The organism is Actinobacillus genomosp. 2 (assembly GCF_029773605.1).
Classification (GTDB): domain Bacteria; phylum Pseudomonadota; class Gammaproteobacteria; order Enterobacterales; family Pasteurellaceae; genus Actinobacillus.
In genome coordinates this window covers 1671497-1689456 of record NZ_CP103807.1, presented here as the reverse complement: position 1 = coordinate 1689456, position 17960 = coordinate 1671497, and the positions used below count along the sequence as shown (strand labels likewise).

The window sequence follows — 17960 nt, the reverse complement described above, 5'->3', positions numbered from 1 at the left end:
TTTAATGTCCCACATTTATGATTAAATTAAAAAATCTATTCCCCTCTTTAGTAAAGAGGGAGAGTCTATTTACTTTTCATCAAGGTAATTTGAAATCAGTGATACGACAATCACGCCACTAATGTCTTTTACCTGATCGATTAAATCGGCAAGTGCAAGCTGTCTGTCACTTTCTAGCGTGACCACTAATTTACCTTCTTCAGCTTTTTCACCGTGAATTTCCGCATAAGGAATCGTTAAAATCTCCGCTTTCACTTGCTCTAGTTTCGCTGGTTTTGCTTGCACAACAAGGCTACAAACATACCAGTTTTTATCTAAATCAAAATTACTCATATATTATCTCTACATTATTCCCCTCTTTAGTAAAGAGGAGTTAGGGGAGATTTGTACGATATTGAAGATCCTTAAAATCTCCCCCAGCCCCTCTTTTTCAAAGAGGGGGGCTAAAAATTTTTATCGCTTTGGTTGGACAGACACTCAAGCAAGCACCACAACCGTTACAAGCGGTCAAATCCAGCAATAAATTTGCAATTCCGCCCAATGCTGGACGAAAACGAATGGCTCGGCTTTCACAACTATCACCGCAAGAACGACACTCAACACGTTGTTTTAATAAACAACTGTCTTGCACTTCCACTTTATGCGTCCAAGGCTCTGCTGTGATCGGCAAAAATACATCTGCTTCACAGCTTTGCACACAGGCTTGGCAAAAAGTACATTCGCCACGGGTAAAATCTATTTCCGGATAACCACCGGCACCTTTGATGATAATTTGAGTTTCGCAAGCAGATATGCAGTTATTACAAGCGGTGCATTTTTGATAAAAATCTGCAAAATTTGTCCAAGGTGGGCGAATCGCATGATGTCCTTGTTGTTTTACCTGTTCCGTTTGTAACACATTTAAAAAATGACCACGTAAAAAACTACGTCTAGGTAAAGATTGTTGGCTAAAATCGGACAAAACATCCCCACTACAAGTCTAATTAAATGGTCGGCATTATCCGATTTTTACTGGTCTGCTTTTATTACTCAAAGGAGGTATTTACAGAGGAACGGCAGGAAAAATTGATTATTATCAAAGAATAATTAAAGGAAGTTTTGTATGTAAAGCAAGATTTTAGCGATAATTAGGAACCGTTATTATTTAGCTGAGAAATAAGATGAACCATCTGATTATTTATGCACATCCGAATCCGCAAAGTTTTAACCATGCGATTCTTTCGCAAGCTATTCAAGCCAGCCAAGATCATCAAGTTATCGTACGAGATTTGTATCAACTAGATTTTAATCCGAACTTAACTTGGCAAGAACTTCAGAATAGTTTCACGAGCCAATATCCGGCAGAAATCCAAACCGAACATCAATATTGGCAACAAGCTGATGTGATAACGCTCATTTATCCGCTATGGTGGATGGGCTTTCCGGCAATATTAAAAGGTTACTTAGACCGCGTGTTAAGTTATGGATTTGCTTATCAAAATGGTGAAATTGAAAGTATCGGCTTACTCAAAAGCAAAAAAATCCAACAATTTGTGACGCTTGGTAATAGCAATGAAAAATATGCACAAAAAGGCTTTTTAAAATCGCTTGATGATACCTTAGGAAACGGCATCTTTCAGTTTTGCGGTATTGAAGACATCAGAATCCATTACTTTGGCGATATTGGACTAAAAAGTACAGATTATGCTGACATCTTACAAAAAGTTGAGCAAAATTGTCGGGAAATATTGAGATAATAAAAAATAGAAGCGGTTGATTTTGGTATAAAACTTGCAAGTTTTACACCAACAAATCTCACATACCCCTCTTTACCAAAGAGGGATATTTTCTTCGGCATTATGTATCAGTTGCACAAAAAAGCACTCATCTCTGAGTGCCTTTTGCGATCAATAAAATTAATTACCTGCTAACAAATATTCACGTAATTTTGCGAAATCTGCTGGCATTGTGTCAGATAACAATTCCATTTTATTGTGTTTATCTAACGCTTCTGGTAGTGGTAATTCAATGTCTAAAATACGTTCCACGCTTTCTTTGAATTTCGCTGGGTGAGCGGTGCAGAGGAAAATACCGGTTTCGCCTGCTTGAAGCTGATCTTTTAACACTTGGTAAGCGATTGCACCGTGCGGTTCACATAAATAGCCTTCCGCATATTGTGCTTTTAATGCCGCTTCGGTTTCCGCATCATTTAAGGCTGCTGAACCTAAATCGGTTAATGCCCATCCGTTACGTTTAAATAATTCTTCCACTCGTGGCCAGTTGTTCGGACGGCTTACATCCATTGCGTTTGAAAGCGTTGCAACCGTTGCATTTGGCTCCCATTTACCTGATTTTAAATAACGTGGCACGGTGTCGTTCGCATTGGTTGATGCGATAAAACGTTTGATTGGTAAACCTAGCGTTTTTGCGATTAAACCTGCGGTTAAGTTACCGAAGTTACCACTTGGTACTGAAACCACTACGTCAGAACGTTTTGCTTTTGGTAATTGTGCTACTGCTTCAAAGTAATAACACACTTGCGCTAATAAACGGCTGATATTGATTGAGTTTGCTGAATTTAAGCCGATCGCTTGGCGTAATTCTGCATCGTCAAACGCTTGTTTTACTAACGCTTGGCAAGCATCAAAGTCCGATTCGATCGCAACGGTACGAATGTTGCCACCTAAAGTACAGAATAATTTTTCTTGTAACGGGCTGATTTTGCCTTTCGGATAAAGGATCACCACATTGATATTTTCTAAACCATAGAATGCATGAGCAACCGCTGCACCGGTATCGCCTGAAGTTGCAGTTAAAATAGTAATTTTGCCGTCACCACGCACGCTTGCCAGTGCTTGTGCCATAAAACAACCACCAAAGTCTTTAAACGCTAATGTTGGTCCGTGGAACAGTTCAAGTGCGTAAATGTCGTCATTCACTTTTGCTAATGGTGCTGGGAAAGTAAACGCATTTTTTACCATTGCATTTACCATTTCTTTCGGAAGTTCGTCACCAATCAGTGCAGCAAGAATTTTTTGGCTACGCTCAACTAAAGGTAGATCCAGTAAAGCATCAATATCGTCAAATTTTGGCAACACTTCAGGGAAAAATAAGCCCTGATCTTTACCTAAACCTTGGCGAACGCCTTGTGCAAAATTAACTTGTTCTTCGGGGTGTTTGATGTTGTATAAATTCATTAGGAAAAGTCCTTTATTGTTGAGAGTGATTTTTCTGATTCTAGCTATTATCGTTCGTTAGTCAATGCAAAAGGCGTAAATAAGCGGTATTATTTGCACAAATTCTTACAAGAAGGAACTCGCTATGAAAACCACAATTCGAAAAATCTCGGCACAAAAGCATATCGCTTTAGTTGCTCATGACAGTTGTAAACAAAGCCTGATTCAATGGACGTTACAACATAAAACGGTTTTAGCTCCGCATACGCTATATGCTACCGGCACAACCGGACATTTATTAGCACGTGAAAGCGGTTTAAATATACACGCATTATTAAGCGGACCGATGGGCGGTGATCAGCAATTAGGCGGATTAATCGCAGAGAAAAAAATTGATATGCTGATTTTCTTTTGGGATCCGATGAACGCCGCACCGCACGATCCGGATGTGAAAGCGTTAATGCGTATTGCCACGGTTTGGAATATTCCGGTCGCAATTAATGAAACCAGTGCCAATTTCTTACTCAATGCTTCGTTATTCCATCAAGACATCGAGATTAACGTGCCGGATTATGACGGCTATCTTGCCGAACGTTTAGGCTAGTTTCTCGCTTTTCGCTTGTTCAAGCGGTCTGATTTGCTTTAAAATTTGCAAAATTTATCCCAAATTCGACCGCTTCTTATCATGAAAAACTTCCTCAAAAAACTTCGATTCGATTGGTTGTCAGAAAATATGATTAAAACGTTACCAATCTTTATTTCGATTAATCTTGTTTCGTTTGTCGTATGGCAGTTACAAATGTCACATTTGGCAATGTCGCTAATATTAGGGGTCATTGCCGGTGGTTTGGTCGATTTGGATAATAGCCCGTCAGGCAGAATTAAAAATCTGATCTTAAGCCTTATTGCCTTTGCAATTTCATCGTTAGGTGCTCAATTTTCATTGAGTTTTGGCTGGCTGTTTTTACCGGCTGCGATGTTAAGTACCTTTATTTTAGTGATGCTCGGTGCGATTGGGCAACGTTATAGTACCATTGCATTTGGTTCATTAGTGGTAGCGGTTTATACCAGTTTAGTTTATACCCTGGAACATATTTGGTACGGCAATATGTTAATGATTTTATCCGGTGCATTACTTTACGGTGTAGTTGCATTGATTGTCCACTTATGTTTCCCAAACCGTATCGTACAGGAAAATTTGGCAAAAGCTTATGACGCGTTGGGAGCTTATCTACAAGCGAAATCGGAATATTTCGATCCTGATGACGATGATCTTGCCGCCAAACAACTCGCCTTAGCGAAAGCCAATCAACAAATTATCCAAACTTTCGACCAAACTCGTATTTCTCTGTTCTACCGTTTACAAGGACATAATCGCCACACACGTACTCACCGTTTGTTACGTTACTATTTTACCGCTCAAGATATTTGGGAACGGGCAAGTTCAAGTCATTACCAATATCACGAATTATTCCAACAATTAAAAAATAGTGACCTGATGTTTCGCTTCCAACGACTAATGGAATTACAGGCGATTGCTTGTCAGCGTGTTGCTTCCGCCTTACGTCATGGCGAAAGCTATCAGCATAGTATAAGGGGCGAAAAAGCATTACAGGGATTACTCAATTCGCTTAATTTTCATTGTGAAAGAGGGCTAAAATCTGCGCATCGTTGGCAATCTATCGCAGAAAATTTACGGAATATTGAAGGACAATTAACTCAAATCGAACAACAAAACAGCGTAGATAATTTACGTAAAGAGGTCATAAAATCAACTCGCTTAATTGCCGAAAATGTGTCCGGCATACGCAATATGTTTAAAGCGATCCGTAGCCAATGTACCTTATCTTCGCAGTTATTTCGCCACGCAATTCGCTTATCTATCGTGGTCTTTGCTTGCAGTTTAGTCGTACAATTATTAAATCTGGATGGTAAAGGTTACTGGATTTTACTGACTGCCGTATTTGTCTGCCAACCGAATTATTCCGCAACCAAAAAACGTTTAATCCAACGAATTATCGGCACGGTATTAGGTGTATTTATCGGATTCCTGTTCCAATACTTCTCACCTAGCCTAGAAGCACAACTTGGATTAATCAGCATCACCGGTAGCCTGTATTACTTTTTCCGAGTCAGTAATTACGGTTTTTCGACCTTTTTTATCACATTATTAGTATTCGTGAGCTTAGATGTATCCGGATTAGGAGCAGAAAATGCTTTATTACCTCGCTTATTCGATACACTCATCGGTACAGCGTTGGCATGGTTTGCAGTTTCATTTATTTATCCGGACTGGAAATACCTTAATCTCCATCGTAATTTACAAAATACACTTGCTGCCAGCGGACAATATTTACGGCATATTTTGGCACAATTACAATTTGGTTATAACGACCAATTAGCCTACCGTGTTGCTCGCCGTGACGTGCATAACCATATCTCAGCATTAAGTGCGGTCATTTCAAATATGCACAGTGAGCCGAAAAAATATCAGGAAGCCTTAGAATTTGCACCTAAATTATTAGGGATAACTTATACTTTACTTGGTTATATTTCTGCATTGGGTGCTTATCGGGTAGAAAGTTCAGAATTGAACCATAATATTGATTTTTCAGCAGTATTCTTCAGTAAAGGAAAACAGGTTGTCGATATTTTAGAAGCAATCGCTGGGCTAAAAAATAGTGAATTACCTTTACAACTAACCGAAATTGATACCACACTAGGTCAGTTTGAGCAAACTTATCAAGACAATAATGATAAACGAGCGCTTGTTTTAGTTCAGCAGCTACGAATGATTATCCAGTTATTACCACAACTACAAGAATTAGTCGGTAAAGAGCAACGCTATACAGAAAGAGGTTAACGATTTACCGATAAAAAAGAAACGATCTATGCTAAACAATAGATCGCTTCTTTTATATTTAGAGCTGATAAATAACTGATTTACCAGAAGGCAAGGCAACTGAAATTTGTAACTTACCACCAATCGCATCAATATAACGCTGTATGGAAGATAATTTTATATCTGTACCTCTTTTTTCCAACGCAACTACGGATGGCTGACTAATTTGTAACTTACTCGCAATTTCTTGCTGGGTAATTCTAAGCTCTTCACGTAAATGACTTAACTTCAAATCTAAGCACATCGTTGTTTCATCGGCAAAGGATTGAAGGTGGTGAAGTTTATTTTGTTTGAGGATGTCTCCTAACTTTTTTTCTTTCATTATTTTGACCTCATATGAACACTGCAACATAAATTGCAATCAATTAAAAATCAGTTGCCAACCATATCGGATAATAATGTCTAATGCACGCCAAAATCACTATTTTTGCGATCTAGATCGCAAAAATGAGAAAAAGAACTTGTTTTTTACCAAAATTTAAGCGGTCAATTCACTTGCAAAAGTTACAAGAAAACCAACCGCTTATTAAGGGAGAAATGATTAAGATTAAGTTAAAATTAGATATTACCACTACCGTTATCTAAATGTGCACGAATAAACCATTGTAATTTTTCTAATGCACGAGTTTGAGCCACTAATAAATCTTCACTAATCGGATCTAAATGACCATTATGCTCAAGTACCACACGGTGTGCTTCAATATTGTGCGAATAATATGAATCAATCATTTTTAAGTGATCTTGTGCCGTTGCACGACCTAACGGATACTCCGGTGTTTGACGTGTTGCTACTAAATTACCTGATAAACCGTTTGGTGCAACACCTAATGCCGCCATACGCTCTGCGATTTCATCCACAAAATCACGGACTTCATCAACTTGGCTGTCTAACATTTCGTGTACCGCAACGAAATTAGGACCTACAACATTCCAGTGCGCGTGTTTTAAGATCATCGATAATTCATTTAAACCTTGTAAACGTGTTTGTAACGCATCCGCAATTAAATGACCGGTAGAAACGGTTAAACCAGGAACGGTATGTGTTGCATTTTTATGGATATCGGCACTTAATTCTTTTGTTTCGGTATCAAGTTTTAATACAGGAAATGTGATTGTTTTAGTTGTCATAACATATACTCCTATTGTTTTATTTTTCATCATTTAACTGGGCAAATTATGAGTAAAAATGATTAATTTGTCTAATTGTTATCACAGATAAGTGTGATTGGTTTTAATAGTTAAAACTAATCAAGATTCGTTATATGATAGCTATTTTCTATTAATGATTCTGAAATTCATTTGCAATAAGATTATTATTTACTCATGGTAAATAGTTATTCAATAAGCCAAGTATTTATCCACTCACTTCCTTCACTTACAATCCCCCCATCATAACAAGCGGTCAAATTACCGTATCAAATCACAAAATTTAAGGAATTTAAAATGTTACAAGTTAGAAAAGCAAGTGAACGAGGCGACGGCTCATTCGATTGGTTAGAAAGTTATCACACATTCTCTTTTGCCAATTATTATGATCCGAAACATATCCATTTTTCACATCTACGTGTGATTAACGAAGATTTTATTGCACCGGCACGTGGTTTCGGTATGCATCCGCACGACAATATGGAAATCCTCACTTATGTACTTAACGGGCGTGTCGCTCACAAGGATAGTATGGGGAACCAAACCGAGGTTAAAGCGGGCGAATTTCAAATTATGTCGGCAGGTACGGGCATTTTCCATTCGGAAATGAATCCGGACTTAGAAGATATGCTACATCTTTATCAAATCTGGATTATGCCGAATCAAAAGGACGTAACGCCTCGTTATAGCCAAGATAAATTTGCCGATCGTGAAGGCGGTACATTAATTTTATCGCCGACAGCCGAACAAGGTTCATTTAAAATTTATCAAGATATGAAATTATGGCGTTATCAATATATTGCAAATAAAAATGCACAAATTGAATTGGATAGTAACCGTTCATATTGGCTGCAAGTGGTAAAAGGTCAATTAAGTGTAAACGGTACAAAGATTGAAACCAGCGATGCGTTAGGTATTCGTGCCGAGCAATTACTTACGATTCAAACCGATAGCGATGTTGAGTTTTTATTATTTGATTTAGTCTAAAAGAGACCACGGATTTATTCCGTGGTTTTTTTGCATAAATACGCAAACGTTTGCGTGGCTCAACTAGTCAAATAAGCAAAACAACGCTATACTCTTTGCCCCTATTTAATAATATGCAAACTCGAGGAAGCAACAATGAGCAATTCAGTAATTACCGTAATCGGTAAAGATCGTGTCGGCATCGTGTACGATGTATCAAAAATCTTAGCGGAAAATCAAATTAATATCGTAAATATTAGCCAACAATTAATGGATGACTTTTTCACGATGGTAATTTTGGTGGATACGACAAAATGTGAAAAATCATTCCCACAATTAGCCGAGTTTTTCACACAAGAAAGTAAAAAATTAGCGTTAGATATTCGTATTCAAAACGAAGAAATTTTCAAAGCAATGCACCGTATTTAAGGAAGTGGCGAAATGAGTATTCAATCTAGCGAAATTATTGAAACGATAAAAATGGTCGCTGACCAAAACTTTGATGTTCGAACCATTACCATCGGTATTGATCTGCACGATTGTATTAGTGCTGATATTGATCAATTAAACCAAAATATTTATCAAAAAATTACTACCATCGGCAAAGACTTAGTCGAAACTGCCAAAATCCTTTCCGCCAAATACGGCGTACCTATCGTTAACCAACGTATTTCCGTCACGCCTATCGCACAAATTGCAGCAGCAACTAAAGCGGATTCTTATGTTTCTATTGCACAAACACTCGACCGAGCAGCAAAAGCGATCGGCGTATCTTTTATCGGCGGTTTTTCTGCCTTAGTACAAAAAGGGATGTCGCCTTCTGATGAAGTTTTAATTCGCTCAATTCCGGAAGCAATGAAAACCACCGATATTGTGTGTAGTTCGATCAATATCGGCTCAACTCGTGCCGGGATTAATATGGATGCGGTAAAACTTGCCGGTGAAACGATTAAACGTACTGCCGAGATTACCCCAGAGGGTTTCGGCTGTGCCAAAATCGTAGTGTTCTGTAATGCGGTGGAAGATAATCCGTTTATGGCAGGTGCATTCCACGGTTCAGGCGAAGCGGATGCGATTATTAACGTGGGCGTTTCCGGCCCGGGTGTGGTGAAAGAAGCGTTAGAAAATTCAAATGCCACCACACTGACCGAAGTGGCGGAAGTAGTGAAGAAAACCGCGTTTAAAATCACCCGTGTCGGTGAATTAATCGGTCAAGAAGCGTCAAAAATGCTAAATATTCCGTTTGGTATCTTAGACTTATCGCTTGCCCCAACACCGGCAATCGGTGATTCCGTTGCACGTATTTTAGAAGCGATGGGCTTAAGCGTATGTGGTACACACGGTACGACTGCAGCATTAGCATTATTAAACGATGCGGTAAAAAAAGGCGGTATGATGGCATCAAGCTCAGTAGGCGGTTTAAGCGGTGCATTTATTCCGGTTTCAGAAGATGAAGGGATGATTGCAGCCGCAGAGAGCGGTATTTTAACCTTAGATAAACTGGAAGCGATGACAGCCGTTTGTTCGGTCGGTTTAGATATGATCGCCGTACCGGGTAAAACACCGGCACACACCATTTCCGGTATTATTGCCGATGAAGCGGCAATTGGTATGATCAACAGCAAAACTACAGCAGTTCGTATTATTCCGGTAACCGGTAAAGATGTCGGTGAAAGCGTGGAATTTGGTGGCTTGCTCGGCTATGCACCGATTATGCCGGTTAAAGAAGGCTCATGCGAAGTATTCGTGAATCGTGGTGGACGTATTCCGGCACCGGTTCAATCAATGAAAAACTAATGGCTATTTAGCCTTAGCACTTATAACAAAGCGGTCAATTTCGGTAGGAATTTTGCAAAAACTCCTGAGAAATTGACCGCTTGTTTTTTATATCTGACTATCTTAGGTTTATTTACCGATACAGAATGAGCTGAAAATATTACCCAACAGATCATCCGAGGTAAATTGACCGGTAATTTCGCTTAACGCATTTTGTACCATACGTAATTCTTCTGCGAGTAATTCACCGGCAAAAAATTGGGTTAATTGGATATGACCGCGTTCTAAATGCTCTGCGGCAGTTTCCAATGCTTGTAAGTGACGGCGGCGAGCTAAGAAGCCACCTTCAGTCGAGCTTTGGTAACCCATAGATTTTTTGAGGTGTTCACGCAGTAAATCCACTCCCACTTTGGTTTGTGCCGATAAACGAATCAAAGTAAAACCGTCCAACTCTTGCAAGCCCTCAGCCTCACCGGATAAATCCACTTTATTACGAATCACGGTAACCGGAATGTTTTGCGGTAATTTAGCTAAAAAGTCCGCCCATTCGGTCTTAAAGGCTTCGGCTGTTTGTTCGGTACTGTCGATCATCAATAAAACATGATCCGCCTGCTCGATCTCATCCCACGCACGTTGGATCCCGATACGTTCCACTTCATCGCTCGCTTCACGCAAACCGGCGGTATCAATAATATGTAACGGCATACCGTCTATATGAATATGCTCACGCAATACGTCACGGGTAGTGCCGGCAATATTGGTCACAATCGCCGCTTCTCTACCCGCTAAAGCATTTAACAGGCTCGATTTACCAGCATTCGGGCGACCGGCAATCACTACTTTCATCCCTTCACGTAAAATCGCACCTTGTTTCGCTTCTTTGCGTACGCCGTTCAGCTGGCGAATAATATCGTTTAAATGCCCTTCGATTTTACCGTCTGCTAAAAAGTCTATTTCTTCATCAGGGAAATCAATCGCTGCTTCCACATAGGTACGCAGATAAATGACCGAATCAACTAACTGATTAATTTTATTGGAAAATTCACCTTGTAGCGATTTTAATGCCGAACGTGCCGCTTGCTCGCTGGTCGCATCAATTAAATCGGCAATCGCTTCCGCTTGGGCAAGGTCGAGTTTATCGTTTAAAAACGCTTGCTCGGAAAACTCACCGGCACGGGCAATGCGTATACCTTTGATCTCTAAAATCCGTTTCAATAAAATATCTAAGATAACTTGGCCGCCATGCCCTTGTAGCTCTAACACGTCTTCGCCGGTAAACGAATTTGGTGCTTTAAAGAACAATGCAATACCTTGGTCTAACACCGTGCCGTCTTGATCTTTAAACGGCAAATAATTAGCTAGACGAGGTTTTAGCTCTTTACCTAATACTTCTTTTGCGACAGTCTGAGCTAATGGTCCTGAAATGCGTAAAATGCCCACGCCCCCACGACCAATCGGAGTGGCTTGAGCAACAATCGTATCTTTCATTGGATATCCCTTCTTATTAAAGAAGCGGTCTTTTTTGCAAAAAGATTTGCAAATCAGACCGCTTGTCATTGTCTTATCATACCATAAAATGAGAGGGGCTCCATTTTATGATTGAGCAGTGATTAAGCTAAAACTGCCAATGCCGCTTCGTAATTCGGTTCTTGTTTGATTTCAGAAACCAATTCGCTGTGTAACACACGATTGTTTTCATCTAATACAATAACAGAACGTGACGTTAAACCGGCAAGCGGACCGCTTTGAATATCCACACCTAATGCACTATGTACATCTTTGTTACGGAATGTTGAAAGAGTTTGAACATTTTCAATACCTTCCGCACCACAGAAACGAGCTTGTGCAAAAGGTAAATCCGCAGAAATACAAAGTACCACAGTATTCGCTAGGTCAGCCGCTTTTTGGTTAAACACTCGCACAGAAGTTGCACATATGCCGGTATCAATACTTGGGAAAATATTTAATACTTTACGTTGACCGGCAAAACTCGCTAAGGCAACATTTTCTAAGCCGTTATTGACTAAGCTGAAATCAGCGACTGTATCGCCTACTTGGGGGAAATTACCGGCAACCGTGATCGGATTACCCATTAAAGTTACATTACTCATCTTAAACATCCTCTTGTTAGAACTTTGATTAATATAACGACTTTTATTCCTCATTTAAACCTTTTAATAAAATAAGTAAAATTTGCTATACTTCGGTAAATTTTTAAGAAGTACAATCTTTATTCACAGTCAAGGTTACCTATGTTGAAACTCCTTCGTATTATTCTGATCGCAACACTAGCGATTCTTATTTCTCTCTTTGGGACTCTTTATGCTTTCGTGCGTTTACGTCATCCAAGTTCTGTGAGTATCGTCGCTAAAATGTACTCAATGATGCACCACTTAGTCGGACTAAAAGTCATTTATCGTCCTCGCCCGGAATTTAACCAATCTGCAATTTATATCGCTAACCACCAAAATAATTACGATATGCTGACTATTGCCGGTATGGTTCCGCCTCGCACGGTGACTATCGGCAAAAAAAGTCTGATTTGGATTCCGTTTTTTGGGTTAGTCTACTGGGCGACCGGTAATATTTTTATTAACCGTGAAAAACGCAGTAGTGCAATCAGCACGATGAATAAAGTTGGCGAAATTATTCGTGGACGCCACATTTCAATTTGGATGTTCCTGGAAGGTACACGTAGCCGTGGCAGAGGTTTATTACCGTTTAAAACCGGTGCGTTCCATACTGCGATTGCTGCCGGTGTACCAATTGTGCCGATTGTTTGTTCTTCACTACATAACAAAGTTGATCTAAACCGCTGGAACAATGGTGTTGTCATTTGTGAAACCTTAGAGCCGATTGATACTAGTGGTTATAACCGTGACAATATTAAAGAGTTAATCGAAAAAAGTTATGCGATTATGGCGGCAAAAATCGAAGCGTTAGATGCTGAAGTGGCTACATTAGAAGCAAGTACGAAAACAAACTAATTAAAGATGATGAATCTGACTAGAAGACAATTACTTTCTCGCTCGGCGATTACGGCGGCAATGCTTTCTGTGCCTAAAACCGTATGGTCTATGGAGCGCCAACCATTAAAAATCCCACCGATTATTGATGTCGGTCGAGGTCGTCCCGTGCGTTTGGATTTACGTGCGGCACAAACACAATTTGAGAAAGGTAAATTGGTTGATGTATGGGGGGTAAACGGTCAATACCTCGCCCCAACCGTGCGAGTGAAATCCGATGACTTTGTTAAATTGACCTATGTGAATAATCTACCACAAGCCGTTTCAATAAATATCCAAGGTTTATTAGCACCGACCGAAATGATTGGCTCCGTTCATCGAAAATTAGAAGCCAAAAGCAGTTGGTCACCGATTATTTCCATCCATCAACCGGCATGCACCTGTTGGTATCACGCCGACACAATGCTTAATTCAGCATACCAACTTTATCGTGGTCTGGCAGGACTTTGGATTATTGAAGATAATCAAAGCAAACAAGCGGATTTACCGAATAAATACGGCGTAAATGACATTCCACTTATTTTACAAGACCAACAACTCAACAAACAGGGCGTACAGGTATTGGATACCAACCAAAAGCAGTTCTTTGGAAAACGCCTGTTCGTTAATGGACAAGAATCGGCTTATCATCAAGTAGCTCGAGGTTGGGTTCGTTTACGCATCGTCAATGCATCGCTCTCTCGCTCTTATCAATTGCGTTTAGACAACGATCAGCCATTACATCTGATTGCTACCGGTATCGGAATGTTAGCCGAACCCGTACCGTTAGAAAGTATAAATTTAGCCCCTTCTGAACGTGTGGAAGTCTTAGTTGATCTCAATGAGGGTAAAACTGTTTCCCTCATAAGCGGTCAAAAACGAGATATTTTTTACCAAGCGAAAAGCCTATTTAGTGATGATAATGAGTTAACTGATAATGTTATTTTAGAACTTCGTCCGGAAGGCATGGCAGCAGTATTCACGAATAAACCGAGTTTACCGCCGTTTAACACGGAAGACTTTCAATTAAAAATTGCACAAGAACGCCGTCTTCTTATTCGTCCGCTCGATCGTTTAATCAATCAACAACGTTTTGATCCTAAACGTATTGATTTTAATATAAAACAAGGCAGCGTTGAGCGTTGGTATATTACTAGTGATGAAGCGGTCGGATTTACCCTACAAGGTGCAAAATTCCTGATTGAAACTCGTAATCGTCAACGCCTTCCGCATAAACAGCTTGCATGGCACGATACGGTTTGGTTGGAAAAAAACCAAGAAGTGACTCTTTTAGTACGCTTTGAACACTTATCAAGCCCACAATTACCTTTTACCTTCGGCGTATCTGATTTTATATTACGTGACCGTGGTGCAATGGGACAATTTATTGTTAGCGAATAAGCGGTCCGATCTGTCGCAAAATTTGCAAAAAATTGAAAAAAATAACTGCTTAAACACCTATTTAGCGGTTATCACTGGTAGAATAGATAGAATTTTCTGAAAATAGGACTTAGACAATGAGCCAAGAATATTTAGATTTTGAATTACCGATTGCCGAATTAGAAGCGAAAATCGAATCGCTGCGAGCTGTGAGTGCGCAAGACGGTAAAATCGACCTTGATGACGAAATCAAACGCTTACAGAAAAAAAGCGAAGAACTCACTAAAAAAACTTTTGCTAACTTAGATGCGTGGCAAGTTTCTCGTATGGCACGCCACCCGAATCGTCCATACACTTTAGATTATATCGAACATATTTTCACCGAGTTTGACGAACTTGCCGGTGATCGTGCATTTGCAGATGATAAAGCCATTGTAGGCGGTATTGCGCGCCTTGATGGTCGTCCGGTGATGGTCATCGGTCACCAAAAGGGTCGTACCACTAAAGAAAAAGTTAAACGTAACTTCGGCATGCCGGCACCGGAAGGTTATCGTAAAGCATTACGCTTAATGGAAATGGCTGATCGCTTTAATATGCCGATTATTACCTTTATCGACACACCAGGAGCTTATCCGGGAATTGGGGCGGAAGAACGTGGTCAGGCAGAAGCAATTGCACGTAACTTGCGTGAAATGGCACAATTAAAAGTGCCGGTTATCTGTACCGTGATTGGTGAAGGCGGTTCTGGTGGTGCTTTAGCTATCGGCGTAGGCGATAAAGTGAATATGCTCCAATACTCAACTTATTCGGTTATTTCGCCGGAAGGGTGTGCGTCAATTCTGTGGAAAAGTGCTGAAAAAGCCTCAACTGCGGCAGAAGTTATGGGCTTAACTGCACAGCGTTTAAAAGAGTTAAATTTAATTGATGGTATTGTGGCTGAACCATTAGGTGGTGCACATCGTGATGTTGCACAAATGGCAGAAAATCTTAAGCAACAAATTCTTGCTGATTTACAAGATTTAGCACCATTAAGCACAGAAGCGTTATTAGATCGCCGTTATCAACGTTTAATGAGCTACGGCTACGTTTAGTAAATAACAAAAAATAAGCGGTCAAATTTTTGCAAGTTTTTGCGAATATTTGATCGCTTTTTTATACACAAAAATCTGAAATTGACTATTTTAGGAAATATTCGGAAGTAAAGAAGAATGGTGCCGACTACCGGAATCGAACTGGTGACCTACTGATTACAAGTCAGTTGCTCTACCTACTGAGCTAAGTCGGCATATCTTGAAAAGAGGCGTCATTATAGTTTTTTTAACTAAAGTTACAAGCCCATTCTGTTAAATTTTTAGACATTCAAAATAGAAAAGGAGTTAATTGAATGAAAAACATTCTATCTATTCAATCTCACGTGGTTTATGGTTATGCAGGCAATAAATCCGCCACCTTTCCAATGCAACTGTTAGGTGTCGATGTGTGGGCATTGAATACAGTCCAATTTTCAAATCATACCCAATACGGCAAATGGAAAGGTCTGATTATGCCAAAAGAGCAAATCGGTGAAATTGTTCAAGGGATTGATGAGATTGGCGAATTAGCAAAATGTGATGCGGTCCTTTCTGGTTATATCGGCTCTGCTGAACAAGTAACAGAAATTGTTAATGCTTTTCATACGGTAAAAAGTCGTAATCCAAATGCAATTTATTTATGCGATCCAGTAATGGGACATCCGGATAAAGGCTGTATTGTGGCTGACGGTGTAAAGGAAGGCTTAATCAAACAAGCAATGGCTCATGCCGATATTATTACCCCAAATTTAGTTGAATTACGTGAATTAACCGGTTTAACCGTAGAAAATTTTGAGCAGGCGATTGAAGCTGTCAAAGCTATTCTGACCAAAGGCCCTAAGAAAGTGTTAGTTAAACATCTTAGTAAAGTCGGGAAACAAGCGGATAAATTTGAGATGCTTTTTGCAAGTAGTGAAGGGATGTGGCATATCAGCCGACCATTATATCCATTTGCTAAAGAACCGGTAGGTGTAGGTGATTTAACTGCCGGCTTATTCTTAGCGAATTTACTGAATGGTAAGTCGGATATCGAAGCCTTTGAACATACCGCAAATGCGGTTAATGACGTAATGGAAGTCACGGCTAATTCGGGTGTTTATGAACTGCAAATTATCGCCGCAAGAGAGCTTATTCTGACACCTCGTAGTCAATATAAAGCGGTAAAAATCACCTAAAACAAGATCGCTTACTTAAAAATAAGCGGTCTTTTTATTTCTTTTTCTTCCAGAAAAGCGAGATTTTATTTGTCGTATCTTATGGAAAAGAACTCATACTTCCTAAAATAACAAAAACAAAAAGGCGTGTCTTTCGACACGCCTTCTCAGCTTTTCGCTTGCTTAAATAGTTAAGTCAAAACCTAATTATTTAACAATTTTCGCTACAACGCCCGCACCTACTGTACGACCACCTTCACGAATCGCAAAACGTAAACCTTCGTCCATCGCGATTGGGTGAATTAAGCTTACTGTCATTTTGATGTTGTCGCCTGGCATTACCATCTCAACACCTTCTGGTAACTCGATTGTACCTGTTACGTCTGTTGTACGGAAGTAGAACTGTGGACGGTAACCTTTGAAGAATGGAGTATGACGACCACCTTCTTCTTTTGATAATACGTACACTTCTGATTCGAAGTCTGTGTGTGGTGTGATTGTACCTGGTTTCGCTAATACTTGACCACGTTCGATTTCTTCACGTTTTGTACCACGTAATAATGCACCAACGTTTTCACCCGCACGACCTTCGTCTAATAATTTACGGAACATCTCAACACCAGTTACCGTTGTTTTCGTAGTTTCTTTGATACCTACGATTTCAACTTCTTCACCTGATTTGATGATACCACGCTCTACACGACCTGTTACTACTGTACCACGACCTGAGATTGAGAATACGTCTTCGATTGGTAATAAGAATGGTTTATCAATCGCACGCTCTGGCTCTGGAATGTAAGTATCTAAGTGGTGTGCTAACTCAAGAATTTTTTCTTCCCACTCTGCTACGCCGTTTAACGCTTGTAACGCTGAACCACGTACGATTGGTGTATCATCACCTGGGAAGTCATATTGAGAAAGAAGTTCACGTACTTCCATTTCTACTAATTCTAATAACTCTTCGTCATCTACCATGTCGCATTTGTTTAAGAATACGATGATGTATGGTACACCTACTTGGCGACCTAATAAGATGTGCTCACGAGTTTGTGGCATAGGACCGTCTGTCGCTGCTACTACTAAGATTGCACCGTCCATTTGCGCCGCACCGGTAATCATGTTTTTAACATAGTCCGCGTGTCCTGGGCAGTCTACGTGTGCGTAGTGACGAGTTTCTGTATCGTACTCAACGTGTGAGGTGTTGATGGTGATACCACGCGCTTTTTCTTCCGGCGCGTTATCGATTTGGTCGAATGCACGTGCTGCACCACCGAAGTGTTTCGCTAATACAGTTGTGATCGCTGCTGTTAAAGTTGTTTTACCATGGTCAACGTGGCCGATTGTACCCACGTTAACGTGCGGTTTTGTACGTTCAAATTTTTCTTTAGACATTTTAAAAGCCTCTT

18 protein-coding genes and 1 tRNA gene are annotated in these 17960 nt (G+C 40.0%); 10 read left to right on the top strand and 9 right to left on the bottom strand.

The window, feature by feature from the left end:
- Positions 1 to 69: 69 nt before the first annotated feature.
- Both NYR60_RS08485 and napF read right to left on the bottom strand, forming a co-directional pair.
- Entirely contained in the window at positions 70 to 333 is a 264-nt protein-coding gene (locus NYR60_RS08485; protein ID WP_279466707.1) for a chaperone NapD, read from the bottom strand.
- Between the two features lie 97 nt (positions 334 to 430).
- Positions 431 to 961 (bottom strand): ferredoxin-type protein NapF, encoded by a 531-nt coding sequence (gene napF, locus NYR60_RS08480; protein ID WP_279466704.1) that lies wholly within the window; start codon positions 959 to 961, stop codon positions 431 to 433.
- Positions 962 to 1160: 199 nt separating this feature from the next.
- Here napF and NYR60_RS08475 point away from each other — a divergent pair, with 199 nt between their 5' ends.
- Positions 1161 to 1736, top strand: a complete 576-nt coding sequence (locus tag NYR60_RS08475; protein ID WP_279466702.1) for an NAD(P)H-dependent oxidoreductase — start codon at positions 1161 to 1163, stop codon at positions 1734 to 1736.
- A gap of 159 nt (positions 1737 to 1895) precedes the next feature.
- Here NYR60_RS08475 and thrC read toward each other — a convergent pair whose 3' ends face one another.
- On the bottom strand, positions 1896 to 3176 hold the full coding sequence (gene thrC, locus NYR60_RS08470; RefSeq protein ID WP_279466701.1) for a threonine synthase: 1281 nt from the start codon (positions 3174 to 3176) through the stop codon (positions 1896 to 1898).
- Between the two features lie 124 nt (positions 3177 to 3300).
- Between thrC and mgsA the strand changes: the two genes are divergently transcribed.
- Together mgsA and yccS are read left to right on the top strand one after the other, a co-directional pair.
- Positions 3301 to 3759 (top strand): methylglyoxal synthase, encoded by a 459-nt coding sequence (gene mgsA / locus NYR60_RS08465; protein WP_279466699.1) that lies wholly within the window; start codon positions 3301 to 3303, stop codon positions 3757 to 3759.
- An 81-nt stretch (positions 3760 to 3840) separates the two neighbouring features.
- Entirely contained in the window at positions 3841 to 6018 is a 2178-nt protein-coding gene (yccS, locus tag NYR60_RS08460) for a YccS family putative transporter (RefSeq protein ID WP_279466696.1), read from the top strand.
- A gap of 58 nt (positions 6019 to 6076) precedes the next feature.
- Here yccS and NYR60_RS08455 read toward each other — a convergent pair whose 3' ends face one another.
- Together NYR60_RS08455 and NYR60_RS08450 are read right to left on the bottom strand one after the other, a co-directional pair.
- Positions 6077 to 6379 carry a helix-turn-helix domain-containing protein gene (locus NYR60_RS08455; protein ID WP_279445659.1) on the bottom strand — a complete coding sequence of 101 codons (303 nt, stop codon included), beginning with the start codon at positions 6377 to 6379 and terminating at the stop codon, positions 6077 to 6079.
- A 236-nt stretch (positions 6380 to 6615) separates the two neighbouring features.
- Entirely contained in the window at positions 6616 to 7185 is a 570-nt protein-coding gene (locus NYR60_RS08450; protein WP_279466695.1) for a Dps family protein, read from the bottom strand.
- 315 nt (positions 7186 to 7500) lie between these two features.
- Here NYR60_RS08450 and NYR60_RS08445 point away from each other — a divergent pair, with 315 nt between their 5' ends.
- The 3 genes from NYR60_RS08445 to NYR60_RS08435 all read left to right on the top strand — a co-directional run bounded on the left by NYR60_RS08445 (position 7501) and on the right by NYR60_RS08435 (position 9966).
- Entirely contained in the window at positions 7501 to 8190 is a 690-nt protein-coding gene (locus tag NYR60_RS08445) for a pirin family protein (RefSeq protein WP_279466694.1), read from the top strand.
- A 135-nt stretch (positions 8191 to 8325) separates the two neighbouring features.
- Positions 8326 to 8598, top strand: coding sequence for an ACT domain-containing protein (locus tag NYR60_RS08440; RefSeq protein WP_015674133.1), 273 nt, complete (start codon positions 8326 to 8328; stop codon positions 8596 to 8598).
- Positions 8599 to 8610: 12 nt separating this feature from the next.
- Positions 8611 to 9966, top strand: a complete 1356-nt coding sequence (locus NYR60_RS08435; protein ID WP_279466692.1) for a PFL family protein — start codon at positions 8611 to 8613, stop codon at positions 9964 to 9966.
- Positions 9967 to 10074: 108 nt separating this feature from the next.
- Here the strand turns inward: NYR60_RS08435 and mnmE are convergent, their stop codons facing one another.
- Both mnmE and tpx read right to left on the bottom strand, forming a co-directional pair.
- Entirely contained in the window at positions 10075 to 11433 is a 1359-nt protein-coding gene (gene mnmE / locus NYR60_RS08430) for a tRNA uridine-5-carboxymethylaminomethyl(34) synthesis GTPase MnmE (protein WP_279466690.1), read from the bottom strand.
- A gap of 122 nt (positions 11434 to 11555) precedes the next feature.
- Positions 11556 to 12056, bottom strand: coding sequence for a thiol peroxidase (tpx, locus tag NYR60_RS08425; RefSeq protein WP_279466689.1), 501 nt, complete (start codon positions 12054 to 12056; stop codon positions 11556 to 11558).
- Positions 12057 to 12197: 141 nt separating this feature from the next.
- Between tpx and NYR60_RS08420 the strand changes: the two genes are divergently transcribed.
- The 3 genes from NYR60_RS08420 (at position 12198) to accA (ending at position 15421) form a co-directional block, all read left to right on the top strand.
- Positions 12198 to 12932: a 1-acylglycerol-3-phosphate O-acyltransferase gene (locus NYR60_RS08420; RefSeq protein ID WP_279466687.1), complete on the top strand. Its 735-nt coding sequence runs from the start codon at positions 12198 to 12200 to the stop codon at positions 12930 to 12932.
- Positions 12933 to 12938: 6 nt separating this feature from the next.
- Positions 12939 to 14351, top strand: a complete 1413-nt coding sequence (locus tag NYR60_RS08415; protein WP_279466685.1) for a multicopper oxidase domain-containing protein — start codon at positions 12939 to 12941, stop codon at positions 14349 to 14351.
- Positions 14352 to 14467: 116 nt separating this feature from the next.
- Complete coding sequence (accA, locus tag NYR60_RS08410) at positions 14468 to 15421, top strand: acetyl-CoA carboxylase carboxyl transferase subunit alpha (protein WP_279445650.1); 954 nt, start codon at positions 14468 to 14470, stop codon at positions 15419 to 15421.
- 118 nt (positions 15422 to 15539) lie between these two features.
- On the opposite strand, the gene NYR60_RS08405 is transcribed toward accA, so the two are convergent.
- Positions 15540 to 15615, bottom strand: a tRNA-Thr gene (locus tag NYR60_RS08405).
- Between the two features lie 99 nt (positions 15616 to 15714).
- Here NYR60_RS08405 and pdxY point away from each other — a divergent pair.
- Positions 15715 to 16575, top strand: coding sequence for a pyridoxal kinase PdxY (pdxY, locus tag NYR60_RS08400; RefSeq protein WP_279466683.1), 861 nt, complete (start codon positions 15715 to 15717; stop codon positions 16573 to 16575).
- 186 nt (positions 16576 to 16761) lie between these two features.
- Here pdxY and tuf read toward each other — a convergent pair whose 3' ends face one another.
- Complete coding sequence (gene tuf / locus NYR60_RS08395; RefSeq protein WP_279466680.1) at positions 16762 to 17946, bottom strand: elongation factor Tu; 1185 nt, start codon at positions 17944 to 17946, stop codon at positions 16762 to 16764.
- Positions 17947 to 17960 lie beyond the last annotated feature (14 nt).

What these genes read in the sequence shown, in the direction of transcription:
- NYR60_RS08485 (WP_279466707.1), bottom strand. Translation starts at nt 333, where the DNA reads ATGAGTAATTTTGATTTAGATAAAAACTGGTATGTTTGTAGCCTTGTT.
- NYR60_RS08475 (WP_279466702.1), top strand. Translation starts at nt 1,161, where the DNA reads ATGAACCATCTGATTATTTATGCACATCCGAATCCGCAAAGTTTTAAC.
- thrC (WP_279466701.1), bottom strand. Translation starts at nt 3,176, where the DNA reads ATGAATTTATACAACATCAAACACCCCGAAGAACAAGTTAATTTTGCA.
- mgsA (WP_279466699.1), top strand. Translation starts at nt 3,301, where the DNA reads ATGAAAACCACAATTCGAAAAATCTCGGCACAAAAGCATATCGCTTTA.
- yccS (WP_279466696.1), top strand. Translation starts at nt 3,841, where the DNA reads ATGAAAAACTTCCTCAAAAAACTTCGATTCGATTGGTTGTCAGAAAAT.
- NYR60_RS08455 (WP_279445659.1), bottom strand. Translation starts at nt 6,379, where the DNA reads ATGAAAGAAAAAAAGTTAGGAGACATCCTCAAACAAAATAAACTTCAC.
- NYR60_RS08450 (WP_279466695.1), bottom strand. Translation starts at nt 7,185, where the DNA reads ATGACAACTAAAACAATCACATTTCCTGTATTAAAACTTGATACCGAA.
- NYR60_RS08445 (WP_279466694.1), top strand. Translation starts at nt 7,501, where the DNA reads ATGTTACAAGTTAGAAAAGCAAGTGAACGAGGCGACGGCTCATTCGAT.
- NYR60_RS08440 (WP_015674133.1), top strand. Translation starts at nt 8,326, where the DNA reads ATGAGCAATTCAGTAATTACCGTAATCGGTAAAGATCGTGTCGGCATC.
- NYR60_RS08435 (WP_279466692.1), top strand. Translation starts at nt 8,611, where the DNA reads ATGAGTATTCAATCTAGCGAAATTATTGAAACGATAAAAATGGTCGCT.
- mnmE (WP_279466690.1), bottom strand. Translation starts at nt 11,433, where the DNA reads ATGAAAGATACGATTGTTGCTCAAGCCACTCCGATTGGTCGTGGGGGC.
- tpx (WP_279466689.1), bottom strand. Translation starts at nt 12,056, where the DNA reads ATGAGTAATGTAACTTTAATGGGTAATCCGATCACGGTTGCCGGTAAT.
- NYR60_RS08420 (WP_279466687.1), top strand. Translation starts at nt 12,198, where the DNA reads ATGTTGAAACTCCTTCGTATTATTCTGATCGCAACACTAGCGATTCTT.
- NYR60_RS08415 (WP_279466685.1), top strand. Translation starts at nt 12,939, where the DNA reads ATGATGAATCTGACTAGAAGACAATTACTTTCTCGCTCGGCGATTACG.
- accA (WP_279445650.1), top strand. Translation starts at nt 14,468, where the DNA reads ATGAGCCAAGAATATTTAGATTTTGAATTACCGATTGCCGAATTAGAA.
- pdxY (WP_279466683.1), top strand. Translation starts at nt 15,715, where the DNA reads ATGAAAAACATTCTATCTATTCAATCTCACGTGGTTTATGGTTATGCA.
- tuf (WP_279466680.1), bottom strand. Translation starts at nt 17,946, where the DNA reads ATGTCTAAAGAAAAATTTGAACGTACAAAACCGCACGTTAACGTGGGT.